15 protein-coding genes are annotated in these 17,054 nt (G+C 72.8%); 10 read left to right on the top strand and 5 right to left on the bottom strand.

The annotated features are described in order from the left end of the window. Positions 1–100 precede the first annotated feature (100 nt). From OG349_RS08860 to OG349_RS08845, 4 genes are all read left to right on the top strand, one after another. Positions 101–2,887, top strand: a complete 2,787-nt coding sequence (locus OG349_RS08860) for a bifunctional acetate--CoA ligase family protein/GNAT family N-acetyltransferase (protein WP_327234099.1) — start codon at positions 101–103, stop codon at positions 2,885–2,887. Between the two features lie 94 nt (positions 2,888–2,981). Continuing rightward, positions 2,982–3,578, top strand: coding sequence for a DUF5998 family protein (locus tag OG349_RS08855; RefSeq protein ID WP_161309731.1), 597 nt, complete (start codon positions 2,982–2,984; stop codon positions 3,576–3,578). An 89-nt stretch (positions 3,579–3,667) separates the two neighbouring features. After that, positions 3,668–4,906, top strand: coding sequence for an alkaline phosphatase family protein (locus OG349_RS08850; RefSeq protein WP_327234098.1), 1,239 nt, complete (start codon positions 3,668–3,670; stop codon positions 4,904–4,906). 70 nt (positions 4,907–4,976) lie between these two features. Further along, positions 4,977–5,627 carry a thymidine kinase gene (locus OG349_RS08845; protein ID WP_161309558.1) on the top strand — a complete coding sequence of 217 codons (651 nt, stop codon included), beginning with the start codon at positions 4,977–4,979 and terminating at the stop codon, positions 5,625–5,627. On the opposite strand, the gene OG349_RS08840 is transcribed toward OG349_RS08845, so the two are convergent. Continuing rightward, positions 5,595–6,470, bottom strand: a complete 876-nt coding sequence (locus tag OG349_RS08840) for a VOC family protein (RefSeq protein WP_327234097.1) — start codon at positions 6,468–6,470, stop codon at positions 5,595–5,597. The two genes, OG349_RS08845 and OG349_RS08840, sit on opposite strands and share 33 nt — an antisense overlap. Positions 6,471–6,529: 59 nt before the next feature. Here OG349_RS08840 and OG349_RS08835 point away from each other — a divergent pair, with 59 nt between their 5' ends. After that, the gene (locus OG349_RS08835) at positions 6,530–7,360 is read left to right on the top strand and encodes a sulfurtransferase (RefSeq protein WP_327234096.1); all 831 of its coding nucleotides are present in this window, start codon (positions 6,530–6,532) and stop codon (positions 7,358–7,360) included. 103 nt (positions 7,361–7,463) lie between these two features. On the opposite strand, the gene sepH is transcribed toward OG349_RS08835, so the two are convergent. Beyond that, complete coding sequence (gene sepH, locus OG349_RS08830) at positions 7,464–8,498, bottom strand: septation protein SepH (RefSeq protein ID WP_327234095.1); 1,035 nt, start codon at positions 8,496–8,498, stop codon at positions 7,464–7,466. 350 nt (positions 8,499–8,848) lie between these two features. Between sepH and OG349_RS08825 the strand changes: the two genes are divergently transcribed. Continuing rightward, positions 8,849–9,709, top strand: a complete 861-nt coding sequence (locus OG349_RS08825; RefSeq protein ID WP_327234094.1) for a hypothetical protein — start codon at positions 8,849–8,851, stop codon at positions 9,707–9,709. On the opposite strand, the gene OG349_RS08820 is transcribed toward OG349_RS08825, so the two are convergent. Then, on the bottom strand, positions 9,696–11,027 hold the full coding sequence (locus OG349_RS08820; protein WP_327234093.1) for a D-arabinono-1,4-lactone oxidase: 1,332 nt from the start codon (positions 11,025–11,027) through the stop codon (positions 9,696–9,698). The two genes, OG349_RS08825 and OG349_RS08820, sit on opposite strands and share 14 nt — an antisense overlap. Continuing rightward, positions 10,981–12,234: an MFS transporter gene (locus OG349_RS08815; RefSeq protein ID WP_327234092.1), complete on the bottom strand. Its 1,254-nt coding sequence runs from the start codon at positions 12,232–12,234 to the stop codon at positions 10,981–10,983. Before OG349_RS08815 ends, OG349_RS08820 begins: the two co-directional genes overlap by 47 nt. Before the next feature lie 181 nt (positions 12,235–12,415). Here OG349_RS08815 and OG349_RS08810 point away from each other — a divergent pair, with 181 nt between their 5' ends. Further along, positions 12,416–13,543, top strand: coding sequence for a ferrochelatase (locus tag OG349_RS08810; RefSeq protein WP_327234091.1), 1,128 nt, complete (start codon positions 12,416–12,418; stop codon positions 13,541–13,543). 98 nt (positions 13,544–13,641) lie between these two features. Then, positions 13,642–14,418: an inositol monophosphatase family protein gene (locus tag OG349_RS08805; RefSeq protein WP_327238497.1), complete on the top strand. Its 777-nt coding sequence runs from the start codon at positions 13,642–13,644 to the stop codon at positions 14,416–14,418. A 152-nt stretch (positions 14,419–14,570) separates the two neighbouring features. Here OG349_RS08805 and OG349_RS08800 read toward each other — a convergent pair whose 3' ends face one another. Next, positions 14,571–14,744 carry a hypothetical protein gene (locus OG349_RS08800; protein WP_167025849.1) on the bottom strand — a complete coding sequence of 58 codons (174 nt, stop codon included), beginning with the start codon at positions 14,742–14,744 and terminating at the stop codon, positions 14,571–14,573. Positions 14,745–15,123: 379 nt separating this feature from the next. Between OG349_RS08800 and OG349_RS08795 the strand changes: the two genes are divergently transcribed. Next, positions 15,124–15,777 carry a response regulator transcription factor gene (locus OG349_RS08795; protein WP_161312429.1) on the top strand — a complete coding sequence of 218 codons (654 nt, stop codon included), beginning with the start codon at positions 15,124–15,126 and terminating at the stop codon, positions 15,775–15,777. Positions 15,778–15,782: 5 nt separating this feature from the next. Next, complete coding sequence (locus tag OG349_RS08790; protein WP_327234090.1) at positions 15,783–17,018, top strand: sensor histidine kinase; 1,236 nt, start codon at positions 15,783–15,785, stop codon at positions 17,016–17,018. The last annotated feature ends 36 nt before the right edge of the window (positions 17,019–17,054 follow it).

Below are 17,054 nucleotides of genomic sequence, written 5' to 3'. Positions count from 1 at the left end.
CATGCGGTCGAAATCATCAGGTTGTCTAGACCAGTCTCTCACGTGCCGTACGGTCCACTCCTGCCGACCCGCTGTGCCCGTCCGCCGTAGGCTTCGACCTATGGAGACGGCGTCGGAGCACGCGTACCCCGGTCACTGGGAAGCGGATGTGGTGCTGCGGGACGGGGGCACCGCCCGGATCAGGCCCATCACGGCCGACGACGCGGAGCGCCTGGTCAGCTTCTTCGAACAGGTCTCCGACGAATCGAAGTACTACCGTTTCTTCGCTCCCTACCCCCGGCTGTCCGACAAGGACGTGCACCGCTTCACCCACCACGACTACGTCGACCGGGTCGGTCTCGCGGTGACGGTGGGCGGCGAGTTCATCGCGACCGTGCGCTACGACCGCATCGACGACCGGGGGCGGTCCGCGTCCGCGCCGGCCGACGAGGCGGAGGTCGCGTTCCTCGTGCAGGACGCGCACCAGGGGCGGGGGATCGCCTCGGCGCTGCTCGAACACATCGCGGCGGTCGCCAGGGAGCGGGGGATCCGGCGGTTCGCGGCGGAGGTGCTGCCCGCGAACAACAAGATGATCAAGGTCTTCCGGGACGCCGGGTTCACCCAGAAGCGCAGCTTCGAGGACGGGGCCGTGCACCTGACCCTCGACCTGGAGCCGACCGACGCGTCGCTCGCCGTTCAGCGCGGGCGCGAACAGCGCGCGGAGGCGCGTTCCGTACAGCGCCTGCTCGCGCCCGGCTCGGTCGCGGTGATCGGCACGGGCCGTACGCCCGGCGGGGTCGGCCGCACGGTCCTGCGGAACCTGGGGGCCGGGGGCTTCACGGGCCGTACGTACGCGGTGAACGACGCCTTCGCCCCGGACACCCGGGAACTGGACGGCGTCCCGGCCGTCCGTTCCCTCGCGGAGATCCCCGGCCCCGTCGACCTCGCGATCCTCGCGGTGCCCGCGCGGCGTGTGCCCGAAGCGGTCGCGCGCTGCGGTGAGCACGGCGTCCAGGGGCTGGTGGTCCTCTCCGCCGGATACGCGGAGAGCGGCGACGACGGGCGCGCGCGCCAGCGCGAACTCGTCCGGCAGGTCCGCTCGTACGGGATGCGCCTCATCGGCCCCAACGCCTTCGGGATCATCAACACCTCCCCGGCCGTACGGCTGAACGCCTCCCTCGCGCCGGAGCCGCCGGCGCGCGGCCGGATCGGCCTGTTCACCCAGTCGGGCTCGATCGGCATCGCGCTGCTGGCGGGCCTGCACCGGCGCGGGGCGCGCCTGTCCACCTTCATCTCGGCGGGCAACCGGGCGGACGTGTCCGGCAACGACTTCCTCCAGTACTGGTACGAGGACCCGGACACCGATGTCGTCCTGATGTACCTGGAATCCCTGGGCAACCCGAGGAAGTTCACCCGCCTGGCCCGCCGCACGGCCGCCGTGAAACCGGTCGTCGCGGTCAAGGGGGCGCGCCACAGCGGCAGCGCGCCCCCCGGCCACGCGGTGCCGGTGACCCGCATCCCGGACGCCACGGTCTCGGCGCTGCTGCGCCGGGCGGGCGTGATCCGCGTGGACACGGTGACGGAACTGGTCGACGCGGGCCTCCTCCTGGCGTCCCAGCCCCTCCCGGCGGGCCCCCGCGTCGCGATCCTCGGCAACTCCGAGTCCCTCGGCCTCCTCACGTACGACGCCTGCCTGGCGGAGGGCCTGCGCCCGCTCCCACCCCGCGACCTGACGACGTCCGCGACCCCGGCGGACTTCCGTACGGCCCTGACCACGGCCCTGTCCGACCCGTCGTGCGACGCGGTGGTGGTCACGGTGATCCCCCACGTGGGCGAGATGTCCACGCCACCCCTCCCGGAGACCACGGAGGCCACCGCCCTGGCCCGAGCCCTGAGAGAGGCCACCACCCACGCCCCACCGAAGCCGGTGGCGGTGGTCCACGTGGAACTGCCGGGCCTGGCGGAGGCCCTGTCGGCGACGGATCCGGACGGCGACCGCGCGGACGCGGCCGGTGAGGACGCCCCGGGCGGCCCCCGGGCCGTCCCCGCCTACCCCGCCGCCGAGCGCGCCGTGCGCGCCCTCGCCGAGGTGGTGCAGTACGCCGCCTGGCGGCGGGGGATCGCCGAGCCGGGGAAGGTGCTCGAGTACGACAACATCGACGAGGTGGGGGCCGGGGCGCTCATCCGGCGGGCGCTCGCGGAAGGGGCGGCCGACCCACGGGGGGTGAAGCTCGGGGACGATGACGCCGCGGAACTGCTCGGGCGGTACGGGATCTCCGTACGGCCCACCCTCCCCGCGCCAGGTCCCGACGACGCCGCCACCGCCGCCGCGCGGCTCGGATACCCCGTGGCGCTCAAGACGACCGCGCCCCACCTGCGCCACCGCGCCGACCTCGGCGGCGTACGGCTCGACCTCGGCGACGAGGCCCAACTCCGCCTCGCGTACGGCGAGCTGACCGACGCCCTCGGTGCTCCCGCCGAACTGCTCCCCGTCGTCCAGTCCATGGCCCCCCGAGGCGTCGACACCGTCGTACGCGCCGCCATCGACCCGGCCGCCGGCGCCGTCCTCTCCTTCGGCCTCGCCGGCGCCGCCTCCGAACTCCTCGGCGACCTCGCCCACCGCCTCGTCCCCGCCACCGACCGCGACGCCGCCGAGCAGATCAGGTCCATCAGGGCCGCCCCGCTCCTGTTCGGCTGGCGCGGCTCCACGCCCGTCGACACCCCCGCCCTCGAAGAGCTGCTGCTCCGCGTCTCCCGGCTGGTCGACGACCACCCCGAGATCGTCTCCGTCGACCTCGAACCCGTCGTCGTCGCCACCCACGGACTCTCCGTCCTCGGCGCGGGCGTCCGCCTCGCCCCGCCGCCCGCCCGCGACGACTTCGGCCCGCGCCGCCTGCCGAGCTACTGACGATCCGCCGAGGGGGAAGGGGGTGCGGACCGGGCCGGGACGCCACCCCGCACGCCGTCCTCCGAAGCCATCCGGCCACCGTAGGATGGAGCCCATGGCGAAGACCGGTACGACGACCCAGGGGCTGCGCACGGCGATCGAGCGCAGCGGCTACTACCCGGCTCTCGTGGCCGAGGCGGTGGAGGCCGCTGTCGGCGGCGAGCCGATCGTGTCGTACGTGGTGCACCAGGAGACCACCTTCGACGCGAACGAGGTGCGCCGCCATGTCACCGTCCTCGTCCTGACGGCCCACCGCTTCATCGTCAGCCACACGGACGAACAGGCTTCCGACACCAGCTCCCCGACGCCCTACGCCACGACCTCCACCGAGTCCGTCAAGATCGACCGCATCTCGTCGGTCGTGGTCAGCAGGGTCGTCGGCAACCCGGAGTCGTACACCCCCGGCACCCTGCCCCGCGAGGTCGTCCTCACCATCGGCTGGGGTGCCGTCTCCCGTATCGACCTGGAGCCCGCCGCCTGCGGCGACCCCAACTGCGAGGCGGACCACGGCTATACGGGCAGTTCCACCGCCGACGACCTGAGCCTGCGGGTCAGCGAGGCGGGCGACGGCCCCGACACCGTCCGCCAGACGCTCGCCTTCGCCCAGGCCCTCTCGGAAGCCACCGCGGCCACCGCGGCGACCGCTCGCTGATGTCCGCGCAGCCACCACCCAAGCCACGGCCCCGCCCCCACCCGCAGCCGGCGAAGCCCCGGCAGCCTCCGACGCCCCCGCCGCCCACCGTGCGGACAGGCTCCCGGCCCGTACAGGCGCAGACCCCCGCCCCGACCACGGCCCGCTGGCCCGACGACCCCCTCCCGCTCGCCCTCGGCACCGCCCCCGTACCGGAGTACGGCAGCGGCTCCCTCGCCGACCTGCTCCCCACCCTCGCCGCCGGACAGGGCGTACCGAACCTGACCGCGGCCATCCCCGAACTCACCCCCGCCGACCGCAACTGCGTCTTCCTGATCGACGGCCTCGGCTGGGAGCAGATCAAGGCCCACCCCGCCGAGGCGCCGTACCTGACCTCGCTCCTCGGCACCTCCCGTGGCTCCACGGGACGGCCGATCACCGCCGGGTTCCCCGCCACCACCGCGACCTCCCTCGCCTCCGTCGGCACCGGCCTGCCCCCCGGCGCGCACGGCCTGCCCGGCTACACCGTCCGCGACCCCGCGACCGGCGCGCTGATGAACCAGCTCCGCTGGCAGCCCTGGACCGCGCCGCACGTCTGGCAGCCGTACCCGACGGTCTTCCAGCTCGCCGACGCGGCCGGCGTGCACACCGCCCAGGTCTCGTCCCCGACGTTCCGCGACACCCCGCTCACCCAGGTCGCGCTGAGCGGCGGCACGTTCCACGGCCGGCTCACCGGCGAGGACAGGATGGACCTCGCCGCGGCCCAACTCGCCGCCGCCGACCGGTCGCTGGTGTACACGTACTACAGCGAGGTCGACGGCAAGGGCCACCGCTTCGGCGTCGACTCCGACGCCTGGCGCGGGCAGTTGATGTACGTCGACCGTCTCGTCCAGCGCCTTGCCGAACAACTCCCGCCTCGCGCCGCGCTCTACGTGACCGCCGACCACGGCATGATCGACATCCCCTTCGACGACGAGTCGCGCATCGACTTCGACGAGGACTGGGAGCTGCGCGCCGGAGTCGCCCTGCTGGGCGGCGAGGGCCGCGCCCGCCATGTGTACGCCGTCCCGGGCGCCGAGGCCGACGTCCTGACCGTGTGGCGCGAGGTGATCGGCGACCGCTTCTGGGTGGCGAGCCGCGACGAGGCCGTCGAGGCGGGCTGGTTCGGCCCGCCGGGCACGGTGGAGGAGCGGGTGTACGGCAGGATCGGCGACGTGGTCGCGGCGGCCCACGCCGACGTCGTGATCACCGCCTCGGTGAAGGAGCCCCACGAGTCGGCGATGGTCGGGATGCACGGCTCGATGACCCCCGTCGAACAGTTGGTCCCCCTCCTCGAAGTACGCTCCTAGTCGCCCGGTCCGCCAGCAGCGCGCTCCGGGGCGCAGAGTTGCCCGTACATCCGAAAGGCCGTCACCCCGCATGCCAGAGCTCGTCTTCTTCTCCGGAACGATGGACTGCGGGAAGAGCACGCTGGCCCTCCAGATCGGGCACAACCGTTCGGCGCGTGGCCTCCAGGGCGTGATCTTCACGCGCGACGACCGGGCCGGCGAGGGCAAGCTGTCCTCGCGTCTGGGCCTGGTCACGGACGCCGTCGAGGCCGACGAGGACATGGACCTGTACGCCTACCTCGTCGACCACATCACCCGCGGCGGCCGCGCCGACCACGTGATCGTGGACGAGGCGCAGTTCCTCGCCCCCCGCCAGATCGACCAGCTCGCCCGGATCGTGGACGACCTCAACCTGGACGTCTTCGCCTTCGGCATCACCACCGACTTCCGTACGAAGCTGTTCCCGGGGTCCCAGCGCCTCATCGAGCTGGCCGACCGGATCGAGGCCCTCCAGGTCGAGGCCATGTGCTGGTGCGGCGCGCGGGCGACGCACAACGCCAGGACGGTCGGCGGCCGGATGGTGGTCGAGGGCGCGCAGGTCGTGGTGGGCGATGTGCACCACTCGACGGGGGACGTCGGGTACGAGGTGCTCTGCCGGCGCCACCACCGGCGCAGGATGACCAGCGCGGCGTCCCACGCGGGCGCGCTGTCACCGGACGTCCTGCCCGTCACCCCCGGCTGACCATGGGGTCTCACCCCCGGCCGACGGTCCGCTCTCACCCTCCGGTGACCGTACGGTCCGTTCCGGTGATCGTACGATCCCGAAGAGCGCGCCCTCCGGGTCCGTGACGATCGCGGTCCGCCCGTGCGCGCCGTCCCGGGGCGCCCGGAGCACCTGGCCTCCCCGCTCGGTCACCATCGCCGCCGCCGCGTCCGTGTCGTCCACCTCGAAGTAGACGATCCAGTGCGGGTGCCGCTCCCGGAAGCGACCGCTGCCGATGCCGTGCAGCGACGCCACCGGTGTCCCCGCCAGCGCCAGCGTCTGGACGTCCGGCCCCGAACCGCCGCCGCCCGCGCCGCCGGCGGGCTCGTCGTACGCGAACAGGCCCCGGTAGAACGCGCCGATGGACGCCGTCTCCGGCGTGATCAGCTCGCACCAGACGGGGGTGCCGTGCGGCCCGGAGACCATCGTGCCGACATGGGTCCCCGCCTCCCAGAGCCCGAACAGGGCGCCCGCCGGGTCCGACGCGATGGACAGCCGCCCGGCCCGCCCCGCCGCCAGCGGCGGGACCGCGACCGTCCCGCCGTTGATCCTGACCGCGCTCGCCGTCGCGTCGGCGTCGTCCGTCGCCAGGTACGCGGACCAGGCGACCCGGAGCATCGGGTTCGGCTGGAGCTGGCCGATGCCCGCGATCTCGTCCTCGCCGATCCGGCCCCGCACGTACAGTCCCAGTTCGGGCGGCCCCGGCACGAACTCCCATCCGAACAGCGCGCCGTAGAACGCCTCGGTCGCGGGCACGTCGTGCACCATCAGGCTGACCCAGCAGGGGGTGCCCGGGGTGCGCCGGACCGGTGCGTCGGTCATCGTCACTGCTCCTCGGACCGTTGTGGTGGCGGTACGTAAGGATGCGCGAGGATGCATCCATGACTGCCATCATCTCCGCCGCCCAACTCGCGGGCGAGTCAGCCGGGCCGCGACCGCCCGTCCTCCTGGATGTGCGCTGGAGCCTGGGCGGCCCTCCAGGGCGTCCCGCGTACGACGCGGGGCATCTGCCGGGCGCCGTCTACATCGACCTCGACAGGGAGCTGGCGGGCCCGGCAGGCGCCGGCGGCCGGCACCCGCTGCCGGGCGTGGCGGCCTTCGGCGCGGTGATGCGCCGGGCCGGCGTCTCGGCGGACACGCCCGTGGTCGTGTACGACGGGGGTCAGGGCTGGGCGGCCGCCCGCGCGTGGTGGCTGCTGCGCTGGACCGGCCACCTGGACGTACGGGTCCTGGACGGCGGCCTCGCGGCCTGGACCGGCCCGCTCTCCACCGACACCCCGTCCCCGGCCGAGGGCGACTTCGCGCCGGTGCCGGGCGGGATGCCGCTGCTGGACGCGGACGGCGCGGCGGCGCTGGCGGACGAGGGCCTGCTGCTGGACGCGCGGGCGGCGGAGCGCTACCGCGGGGACGTCGAGCCGATCGACCGGGTCGGCGGCCACATCCCGGGCGCGGTGTCCGCCCCGACGACGGAGAACGTGGCCGAGGACGGCCGCTTCCTGCCCGCCGACCGCCTCACCGCCCGGTTCGGCGCGCTGGGAGCCACGGAGGAGACCAAGAACGTGGGGGTGTACTGCGGCTCGGGCGTCTCCGGGGCCCATGAGGTGCTGGCCCTGGAGATCGCCGGACACCGGGCGGCCCTGTACGCGGGCTCCTGGTCGGAGTGGTCCTCGGACGAGTCACGCCCGGTCGCCACGGGCCCGGACCCGCGCTAGACCTGCCCCTGGTTCGTACGAGCGTCCGTACGGGCGGAGGAGCGCCGCCCACGTGCGGGCGGCGCTCCTCCGAGGTCTCCGACCAGCTCTGCCGGTCTTCCGACTAGTCCTGCTTCTTCCGTCTCGTACCGAACACGATCTCGTCCCAGCTCGGCACCGCCGCCCGGCGGCCCGGACGGACGCCGTCCGCCTCCGCCTGGCGGTCCGTCGTGCCCGTGAGCCGGTCGCGATGACCCGTCACGGAGCGCGGCATCAGCACGTCCGCGTACGCCGAACCGGCACCGGCCGACGCGGCGGGCGCGACCGGCTCCTCCTCGTCCGGGGCCGGCCCCGGATCAACGTCGGGCGGCTCCGGCGGCGCGGGCCGTTCCGGTACGACCATGTCGCCCCGGAAGCTGGGCACCGCCTCCAGCAGGCTGGTCAGCGAGTCCCGCTCGCTCTCGTCCGACTCCGGCAGCGAGGCACGCTCGGGCCCCCGGTCGAGCGCGCGGTCCATCGGCCGGTCGCGCGGCAGCCGGGCGATCCGGGGCACGAACGGGAAGCTCGGCTCCTTTGTAGCGAGCGTGTCGTCCGTGTCACCGATCAGCGCGCGCGCCTCGTCGTCGACGGCCTGGACCAGCCGCCTGGGCGGGTCGTACGTCCAGCTCGCCGAGTGCGGTTCACCCGCGACCAGGTAGACGAGCAGGACTTCCCACGTGCCGTCGTCGCGGCGCCAGGAGTCCCACTGGACGGTCTCCTTCTCGGCGCCACGCAGGGTCAGGCGCTCCTGCACGGCCTCACCGAGCTGGGGTCCCGCGTTCTCACCGGGCCGGCGTACGGGGGTCTTCCTGGCCCGTTCGGCCATGAAGGCGCGCTCCGCCAGCACCGGGCCCTCGAACCGGCGGACCCGGTCCACCGGGATGCCGGCGTGCTGCGCGACCTCCTCGGCGGAGGCGCCCGCCCGTATCCGGGCCTGGATGTCACGAGGCCGGAGATGGCTCTCCACCTCGATCTCGATCTGGCCGAGCCGGGCGCGGTCGTTGCGGACGGCAGCCCGGAGCCGCTCGTCGATCGGAAGCGTGTATTCCGTGCTGTCCGCAGCCTTGAGCACCAGTCGTGTGCCGTCGTTGGAGACGGCCACGACACGCAGTTCGGGCATGGGGACCTCCCGGGTGGTGCCTGCCGACGTCACGTGCGTCGCTGCTTCCGCTAGTCGAGTGTGGCCTGCCCGGGTGCAGCCTGCCACAACCTTGCCGTGCTGCCCGGCGTGTCGGGCAAGTGCCCTGGATCGCGGGAGTCCGGCCCCAGGGCTCGCCACAGTACTCCATTTGGGCCATGCGGGTGGAGCGGCACGCCGCCCAAGTTCTCCACCGGCACGGGAGTTGGGCCCGGGCATCCGTCGCACGCGCGTGTCAAGCTTCACACAATCCACAGAAGCGGAACGATTCCCTTCGCTCAACGGTCCCTTCCTGGTGCAGGGTGGGACAGATGGGTCGGCAGGGGGTGGAGATGGACCAGAGGAAGAACGACGGCAGGTACGAGCGGGAAGACCAGGGAGAGAACGACGCAAAACTGACACAGAAGCGGCTGGATCTGAGTGTGCCGCAGGTCGCGGGCAGCGCGGTGGCGGCGATCACGGCGGCCGTCCTCGCCTCCCAGCTCGGCGTGTACGGCACGATCATCGGCGCCGGCGTCGTCAGCGTGGTCGCCACCTGCGGGGCGTCGGTCTTCCAGCACGTCTTCCGCCGCACCGGCGAGCAGATACGCGTGGTGACGGTCCAGGCGAAACCGAAGGGCCGTCAGGTCCCGGCCGAACCGCCGTCGCTACGGAAGGCTCAACCGGACCGGACCCCGGACGGGGAGTTCGGCAGGGCCACCGGGGAGTTCGGCGAGGCCACCGTCCACGGCACGCGGGTCCGTGGATGGAAGCGCCCGGTCCGGGCCGCCGTCGTGGTCTTCCTGGTGGCGATGATCGGCATCACCGGCTTCGAACTGATCTCGGGCCACGACCTGAGCGGCGGCAAGGGGACAACGGTCGGGACCGCCGTCAGCGGCGGCCACCACCGGTCCGCCCCCTCCCGGACACCCGGCGGCACCCCCGCCCCGGGCCAGGACCCGAGCGGCCCGCCCGGCACCGGCAGCGGTGGCGCGTCCGGCGGCGGTACGGACCCGGCCTCGCCCCCGCCGAGCACCACCTCCGGCGGCGGTACGGGCCAGGACGGCGGCACCACCCCACCCGCGTCCCCGACCCCGACGCCCTCGCACTCGCACTCCGCCACCACCCCGCCCCCGGCCACCCCGCCCGCCGGAACACCCCCGGACCCGGACACGACCCCGGCCGCGCCCCGGGCGGGCGTCAGTCCCCGATGACCCGCCGCAGATAGTCGTTCCCGAACAGCCGGTCCGGGTCGAGCCGGTCCCGTACCGCCGTGAACTCCGCGAAGCGCGGATACACCCCCGCGAGGTACGCCGCGTCCCGCGTGTGGACCTTGCCCCAGTGCGGCCGGCCGCCGTACGCGATCATGATCCGCTCCACCGCCGTGAAGTACGAGCGGTGCGGCGTGCCCCGGTACAGATGGACCGCGATGTACGCGCTCTCCCGCCCCGACGCCGTCGACAGCGGGATGTCGTCCGCGGGCGCCGTCCGGATCTCCACCGGAAAGCTGATCTTCAGCGGGGACCGCTCGACCATGGCCTTGACCTCGCGCAACGCCTCCACCACGCCCTCCCGGGGGAGGGCGTACTCCATCTCCAGAAAACGCACCCGGCGCGGAGAAGTGAAGACCTTGTAAGGGATGTCCGTATACGTGCGGGCCGACAGGACGCGGCTGGAGACCCGCGCGAGCGGCGGGATGACCATGGGAACGGCCTTGCCGACCGAACAGACGACCTCGAAGAGACCGTTGGCGAGGAACTCGTCCTCCACCCAGCCGCTCACCCGGCCCAGCGGGGCGGGCAGGCCCGCGCTGCGGTTGTTCCGCTTGGTACTGCAATTCCCCGTGTGCGGGAACCAGTAGAACTCGAAGTGCTCGTTCTCGGCGACGTGCTGGTCGAACTCCGCCGTGACCCGGTCGAAGCTCATCGGCTCCTCACGCGCCGTCAACAGGAAGACCGGCTCGACGGCGAACGTGACCGCCGTGATCACCCCCAGCGCGCCCAGGCCGACCCGGGCCGCGGCGAAGACGTCCGCGTTCTCCTCCGCCGAGCACCTCAGCAGCGAACCGTCGGCGGTGAGCAGCTCCAGGGCCCGTACCTGCGCCGCGATCGACGCCGACTCGCGGCCGGTGCCGTGCGTGCCGGTGGATATCGCGCCCGCGACGGTCTGTTCCATGATGTCGCCCATATTGGTGAGCGACAGACCCTCCCTGGCCAGCGCCGCGTTCAGCCGCTTGAGCGGCGTCCCCGCCTCGACCGTGACGGTGGCCGGGCTGCCGGTCCTGTCGATCTCCCGGATACCGGTGAGCAGGTCGGGCCGTATCCGTACCCCGTCGGTGGCCGCCACGGCGGTGAAGGAGTGCCCCGTGCCGCCGGCCTTCACCTTCAGCCCGTCGGCGGCGGCCCTGCGGACGACCGCGGACAGCTCGTCCACGGAGGCGGGGGAGACCGTACGGGCGGGCCGGGCGGTGACGTTCCCCGCCCAGTTACGCCACGCGGTCCTGCTCGTCGTGTCTGTACGGTCGTCGCTCATCCGGCCCGTGCCCTCCCCGAACAGTGACCGGCTCGCGCAGCCGGCGGTACCCCAGGAACGCCACCGCGGCCGCGAGCGCTCCCGCCACGGCGGGCACCGCGTACCCCGCCCGTGTCCCGGCCTCGTCCACCACCCGGCCGGCGGTGGAGGCGCCGAGCGCGACACCGACCGCGAGCCCGGTGGTCGTCCAGCTCATGCCCTCGGTCAGCTTGCTGCGCGGTACGTGCGCTTCGACCAGGGCCATGGTGCTGACCATCGTCGGTGCGACGGACAGGCCCGAGACAAAGAGCGCCACGGCCAGAAACGGCAAGTTCCCGGCCAGTTGGAGGGGGATCATACTCAGCGCCATCACGCCGACCCCCACCACCCACCCCCGGGCGGGCGGACCCTTCACGTGCACCAGCCCGAACACCACCCCCGCCAGGCACGATCCGCACGCGTAGCCCGCGAGCACCAGACTGGCCGCCGCCTTGTGCCCCCGCTCGTCCGCGAAGGCGACCGTCACCACGTCCACGGCCCCGAAGATCGCCCCGGTCGCGACGAAGGTGGCCACGAGCACCCGCAGCCCGGGGGAGCGCAGCGCGCCGCCGCGGATGTGCCGCTCACGCGGCTGCGGTACGGGTTCCGTCGCGTGCTGCGCCGTCAGCCAGAGCACCCCGGCCACCAGGAAGACCCCGGCGAGCAGCGGACCCGCTTCGGGGAACCACGCGGTGGAGAGCCCGATGGAGACGATCGGGCCGACGATGAAGCACAGCTCGTCCATGATCGATTCCCACGCGTGCGCGGTGTGCAGGGCGCGGGGCGAGCCGCGCAGGATCGCCGCCCAGCGGGCCCGCACCATCGATCCCACGCCCGGTATGCAGCCCCCCGCCACGGCGAAGACGAACAGCGTCCACTCCGGGGCGCCCCGCTGGGCGCAGACCAGCAGGCCCGCGATGCCGGTCGCGGCGACCAGGGTCGCCGGGCGCAGGACCCGCCGCTGCCCGTACCGGTCGGCCAGCCGGGATATCTGCGGGCCCGCCACGGCCTCGGCGGCGGCGAGGGTGGCGGCCAGCGCGCCGGCCAGGCCGTACCGCCCGGTGAGCTGGGAGACCATCGTCACGACGCCGATGCCGAGCATGGCGAACGGGAGCCGGCCGAGCAGACCGGCGGCGCTGAAACCCCTGGTCCCGGGAGCGGAGAAGATCGAGCGGTAGGAACTGAGCACACGGCGCTCCGGCAGGGAAACACTCAGGGAATCACTGAGGCGGCCACAGCCTACGACCGGATTCCGGGCGTGCCCATCGCTTTTTCCGCCGCGGGCCGGCCGACAGGGCCGGGTGGCCCGAAGGCAACGCCCCGGGGGCGGCGGTGATCCGCCGTACCCCGGCGGATGGCAGGATCAAAACATGCCCGAACAGCACCCCACCACCCCGTACGACGCCCTGCTCCTGTTGTCCTTCGGCGGCCCCGAAGGACCGGACGACGTGGTTCCGTTCCTGGCCAACGTGACCAAGGGCCGCGGCATCCCCGAGGAGCGGCTCAAGGAAGTGGGTAAGCACTACTTCCTGTTCGGGGGCGTCAGCCCGATCAACGAACAGAACCGCGCCCTCCTGGACGCGCTGCGAGAGGACTTCGCCGCGCACGACGTGGACCTGCCGGTCTACTGGGGGAACCGGAACTGGGCGCCCTACCTCACCGACACCCTGCGGGAGATGGCCAAGGACGGCCGGCGCCGGATCGCCGTCCTGGCCACCAGCGCGTACGCCTCCTACTCGGGCTGCCGCCAGTACCGCGAGAACCTCGCCGACGCCCTCGCCACCCTCGTCGGCGAGGGGATCGAACCGCCCCGCGTGGACAAGCTGCGGCACTACTTCAACCACCCCGGCTTCCTGCGCCCCATGACCGACAGCGTGATCGCCTCCCTGGCCGACCTGCCCGAGGACGTACGGGCGGGGGCGCACCTCGCCTTCACGACCCACTCCGTCCCGGTCGCGGCGGCCGACACCTCGGGCCCCGTGGACGAGCACGGCGAGGGCGGCGCGTACGTCGCCCAGCACCTCGACGCGGCGCGGGTGATCGTGGACGCCGTCCGCGCGGAGACCGGCGTCGAGCATCCGTGGCGGCTCGTCTACCAGTCGCGCAGCGGCGCCCCCCACATCCCCTGGCTCGAACCGGACATCTGCGACCACCTGGAGACGCTGAGTGAACAGGGCGTCCCCGCCGTCGTGATGGCCCCCATCGGCTTTGTCTCGGACCACATGGAGGTCCTGTACGACCTCGACACCGAGGCCACCGCCAAGGCCGCGGAGCTGGGCCTGCCCGTCCGCCGCTCGGCCACCGTGGGCGCGGACCCGCGCTTCGCCGCGGCCGTACGTGATCTCCTGCTGGAGCGGGCCGCCGCCGAACGGGGGCAGCCGGTGGAGCGCTGCGCCCTGGGGGCGCTCGGCCCCAGCCACGACCTCTGCCCGGTCGGTTGCTGCCCGGCCCGGGCCCCGCGGCCCGCCGCCGCGGGCGCCGACAGTCCGTACGCCTGAAGGAGCCCGCTGTGACCGACGTACCGCACGACGCCCCCGACGATCCCTCGCACGACGTACCCGCCGACGCACCGGCCACCGACCCCCTCACGGGTGAACTGCTGGCCCTGGCCCTGGAGGCGGCGCGGCGGGCGGGCGCGCTCCTGCGCGACGGGCGGCCCGACGACCTCGCCGTCGCCGCCACGAAGTCCAGCCCCATCGACGTGGTCACCGAGATGGACATCGCCGCCGAGAAGCTGATCACCGGCTACCTGACCGAACACCGCCCCGACGACGGCTTCCTCGGCGAGGAGGGCGCCAGCTCGGCGGGCACCAGCGGCATCCGCTGGGTCATCGACCCGCTGGACGGCACGGTGAACTACCTCTACGGCCTGCCGACCTGGTCCGTCTCCATCGCCGCCGAGCGCGACGGGGAGCGGCTGGTGGGCGTGGTGGAGATCCCGATGCGCCGCGAGACCTTCCGGGCCGTCCTCGGCGGCGGCGCCTTCCTCAACGACCGGCAGGTCCGCTGCCGCCCGGCCCCGCCGCTGGAGCGCGCCCTGGTGTCGACGGGCTTCAACTACGTCACCACCGTCCGCGCCCACCAGGCGGACATCGCCCATCGCCTGATCCCGCAGCTCAGGGACATCCGGCGGGGCGGCTCGGCCGCCGTCGACCTCTGTGACGTGGCGGCGGGCCGGCTGGACGGCTACTACGAACGCGGGCTGCACCCGTGGGACCTGGCGGCCGGGGACCTGATCGCGCGGGAGGCGGGCGCGCTCACGGGCGGCCGGCCCGGCGAGCGGCCGGCGTGGGACCTGACGGTGGCCGCCCCGCCCGGTGTGTTCGAGCCGCTCCAGGCACTGCTGGAGGAGTACGGCGCCTGGCACGACTGAGCCGCCGTGACACACGGAACAGCCCCGGTGCCGTCCCCTCGGCACCGGGGCTGATCTCTGTTGTGTTCATCCGTGTGATGCGTGTGGTTCGTGTGTTTTCTCAGAAGTGTTCATCAGTAGTGGTATGCGTCGGAATTCGTCGTACGGGCTGGTCAGACGCTGGCCGCGCCGACCTCCACGCCATGTTCCGCGGCGAGCCGGCGCAGATCGTCCAGCTCTTCCTGCTCGACGTCCGCGAGGAAGTCGTCTCCCGCTTCCCGGGCATGGGTGAGATCAGTTTCCGTGGCCTTTATACGCTGAAGCAGCCCTGCGGTGAATGCGTCCATTGCGCCCCCTCGTCGTGGGTCAGTGGCACGGGGGTGTGCCGACGTCGTGGTCGATGGCACGGGGGTGTGCCGACGGCGGGTGATCACGCGCCCACTGCCTTCTGGGGGGCAGTTGTGGGACCTGACATGCCACAAACAGGGCGTGATCTCGGATGTGAAGTCGTTTTCCCCAGGCTCCGTCTTCAAGAAACCTCAACTCTTCAAAGAATCCTGAGTATTCCCGTCGTGCCCGGTGGGGGCCGTCCGCCGTGCGGCAGCAGGGGCCCGGTCTCGTCTTACCGCCGGTTTACGGGCGTAGCGGGCAGGATGGGGGCGCACACCCAGTGCGACGACCTGCCCTGATCCCAGGTGGCGGGCGACCAGAGGAAGGAACAGCGACGTGCGCGTACTCGTCGTCGAGGACGAGCAACTGCTCGCCGATGCGGTGGCCACCGGACTGCGCCGGGAGGCCATGGCCGTCGACGTCGTGTACGACGGCGCGGCCGCCCTGGAGAGGATCGGGGTCAACGACTACGACGTGGTGGTGCTCGACCGCGACCTCCCCCTGGTGCACGGCGACGACGTCTGCCGCCGGATCGTGGAGCTGGGGGTGCCCACCCGGGTCCTCATGCTCACCGCCTCGGGCGACGTCAGCGACCGGGTCGAGGGCCTTGAGCTGGGCGCGGACGACTATCTGCCCAAGCCCTTCGCCTTCACCGAGCTGACCGCCCGCGTCCGCGCGCTCGGCCGGCGGACGACGGTGCCGCTGCCGCCCGTCCTGGAGCGCTCGGGGATCAAGCTCGACCCGAACCGCCGCGAGGTCTTCCGGGAGGGCAAGGAGATCCAGCTCGCCCCCAAGGAGTTCGCGGTGCTGGAGGTCCTGATGCGCAGCGAGGGCGCGGTCGTCTCGGCCGAGCAGCTGCTGGAGAAGGCGTGGGACGAGAACACGGACCCGTTCACGAACGTCGTGCGCGTCACGGTCATGACCCTGCGCCGCAAGCTGGCGGAACCGCCCGTGATCGTCACGGTCCCCGGTTCGGGTTACCGGATCTGACGCCGGTGGCGACCAACCCGGTGCCGCCCTCGGCACCTCCGAAGCCGACCTGGGACCCCAGGCGGCCCGACCAGACGCTGCCGTGGGTGCGTCCGACGATCCGTATACGTCTCACGCTGCTGTACGGCGGGATGTTCCTGATCGCCGGGATCCTGCTGCTCTCGATCATCTATCTGCTCGCGGCGCAGGCCCTGCACGTGGGCAGCAACCTCCCCTTCAAGATCGTCTCGGGGTCGGTGAGCAGCGACACCTGTTCGTTCCCCAACGACCGGCCCACCCCCGACGAGTTCAACGCGGCGATCAACAGCTGCGTCAACCACCAGCGCGCCCAGGCGCTCGACGACCTGCTCACCCGCTCGCTGTTCGCCCTGGTGGGCCTGAGCATCATCGCGTTCGCCTTCGGGTACGCGATGGCGGGCCGCGTGCTCTCGCCGCTGGGCCGGATCACCCGTACCGCACGCCGCGTGGTCGGCTCCGACCTGTCCCGGCGGATCGAGCTGGACGGCCCGGACGACGAGCTGAAGGAGCTGGCGGACACGTTCGACGAGATGCTGGAGCGGCTGGAGCGTGCCTTCACGGCGCAGCAGCGCTTCGTCGCGAACGCGTCCCACGAGCTGCGTACGCCCCTCGCGATCAACCGGACGCTGCTGGAGGTCCACCTCTCGGACCCGGGCGCGCCCAGTGAACTCCAGCAGCTCGGCAAGACGTTGCTGGCGACCAACGAGCGCAGTGAGCAACTGGTGGAGGGCCTGCTGCTGCTCGCCCGCAGCGACAACCAGCTCGTGGAGCGAAAACCGGTCGATCTCGCCGAGGTGGCCGCCCGCGCGGTCGACCAGACCCTCGGTGAGGCTCAGGCGAAGAACGTGGTCATCCGCGGGGAGCGGGCGCCCGCGGTCGTCCAGGGCAATGGCGTCCTGCTGGAGCGGATCGCGCTCAACCTGGTCCAGAACGCCGTTCGGTACAACGTGCCGGAGGACGGCTGGGTGGAGGTCACGACCGCGCTGGAGCCGGGACAGGCGGTCCTGCTGGTGTCGAACACGGGGCCGGTCGTTCCCGCTTACGAGATCGACAATCTTTTCGAACCGTTCCGCCGGCTCCGTACCGAAAGGACCGGCAGCGACAAGGGCGTGGGCCTCGGCCTGTCGATCGCCCGGTCCGTGGCCCGGGCCCACGGCGGCCGTATCATCGCGGAGCCCCGCGAGGGCGGTGGTCTCGTGATGCGGGTCACCCTCCCGGTCTGAGATGCTGCTCGCGGCATTCCGGACGAGGCTGGCTTT

It is taken from the genome of Streptomyces sp. NBC_01317 (assembly GCF_035961655.1).
In the GTDB taxonomy this organism is placed as follows: domain Bacteria; phylum Actinomycetota; class Actinomycetes; order Streptomycetales; family Streptomycetaceae; genus Streptomyces.
Note: the sequence above shows the minus strand (reverse complement) of the source record. Positions and strands in the feature narration are given on the sequence as shown.

Bases quoted from the DNA above. Each gene is read 5' to 3' on its own strand.
- OG349_RS08855 (WP_161309731.1), top strand. From the start codon at position 2,982: ATGGCGAAGACCGGTACGACGACCCAGGGGCTGCGCACGGCGATCGAG.
- sepH (WP_327234095.1), bottom strand. From the start codon at position 8,498: ATGCCCGAACTGCGTGTCGTGGCCGTCTCCAACGACGGCACACGACTG.
- OG349_RS08835 (WP_327234096.1), top strand. From the start codon at position 6,530: ATGACTGCCATCATCTCCGCCGCCCAACTCGCGGGCGAGTCAGCCGGG.
- OG349_RS08845 (WP_161309558.1), top strand. From the start codon at position 4,977: ATGCCAGAGCTCGTCTTCTTCTCCGGAACGATGGACTGCGGGAAGAGC.
- OG349_RS08820 (WP_327234093.1), bottom strand. From the start codon at position 11,027: ATGAGCGACGACCGTACAGACACGACGAGCAGGACCGCGTGGCGTAAC.
- OG349_RS08800 (WP_167025849.1), bottom strand. From the start codon at position 14,744: ATGGACGCATTCACCGCAGGGCTGCTTCAGCGTATAAAGGCCACGGAA.
- OG349_RS08825 (WP_327234094.1), top strand. From the start codon at position 8,849: ATGGACCAGAGGAAGAACGACGGCAGGTACGAGCGGGAAGACCAGGGA.
- OG349_RS08810 (WP_327234091.1), top strand. From the start codon at position 12,416: ATGCCCGAACAGCACCCCACCACCCCGTACGACGCCCTGCTCCTGTTG.
- OG349_RS08860 (WP_327234099.1), top strand. From the start codon at position 101: ATGGAGACGGCGTCGGAGCACGCGTACCCCGGTCACTGGGAAGCGGAT.
- OG349_RS08840 (WP_327234097.1), bottom strand. From the start codon at position 6,470: ATGACCGACGCACCGGTCCGGCGCACCCCGGGCACCCCCTGCTGGGTC.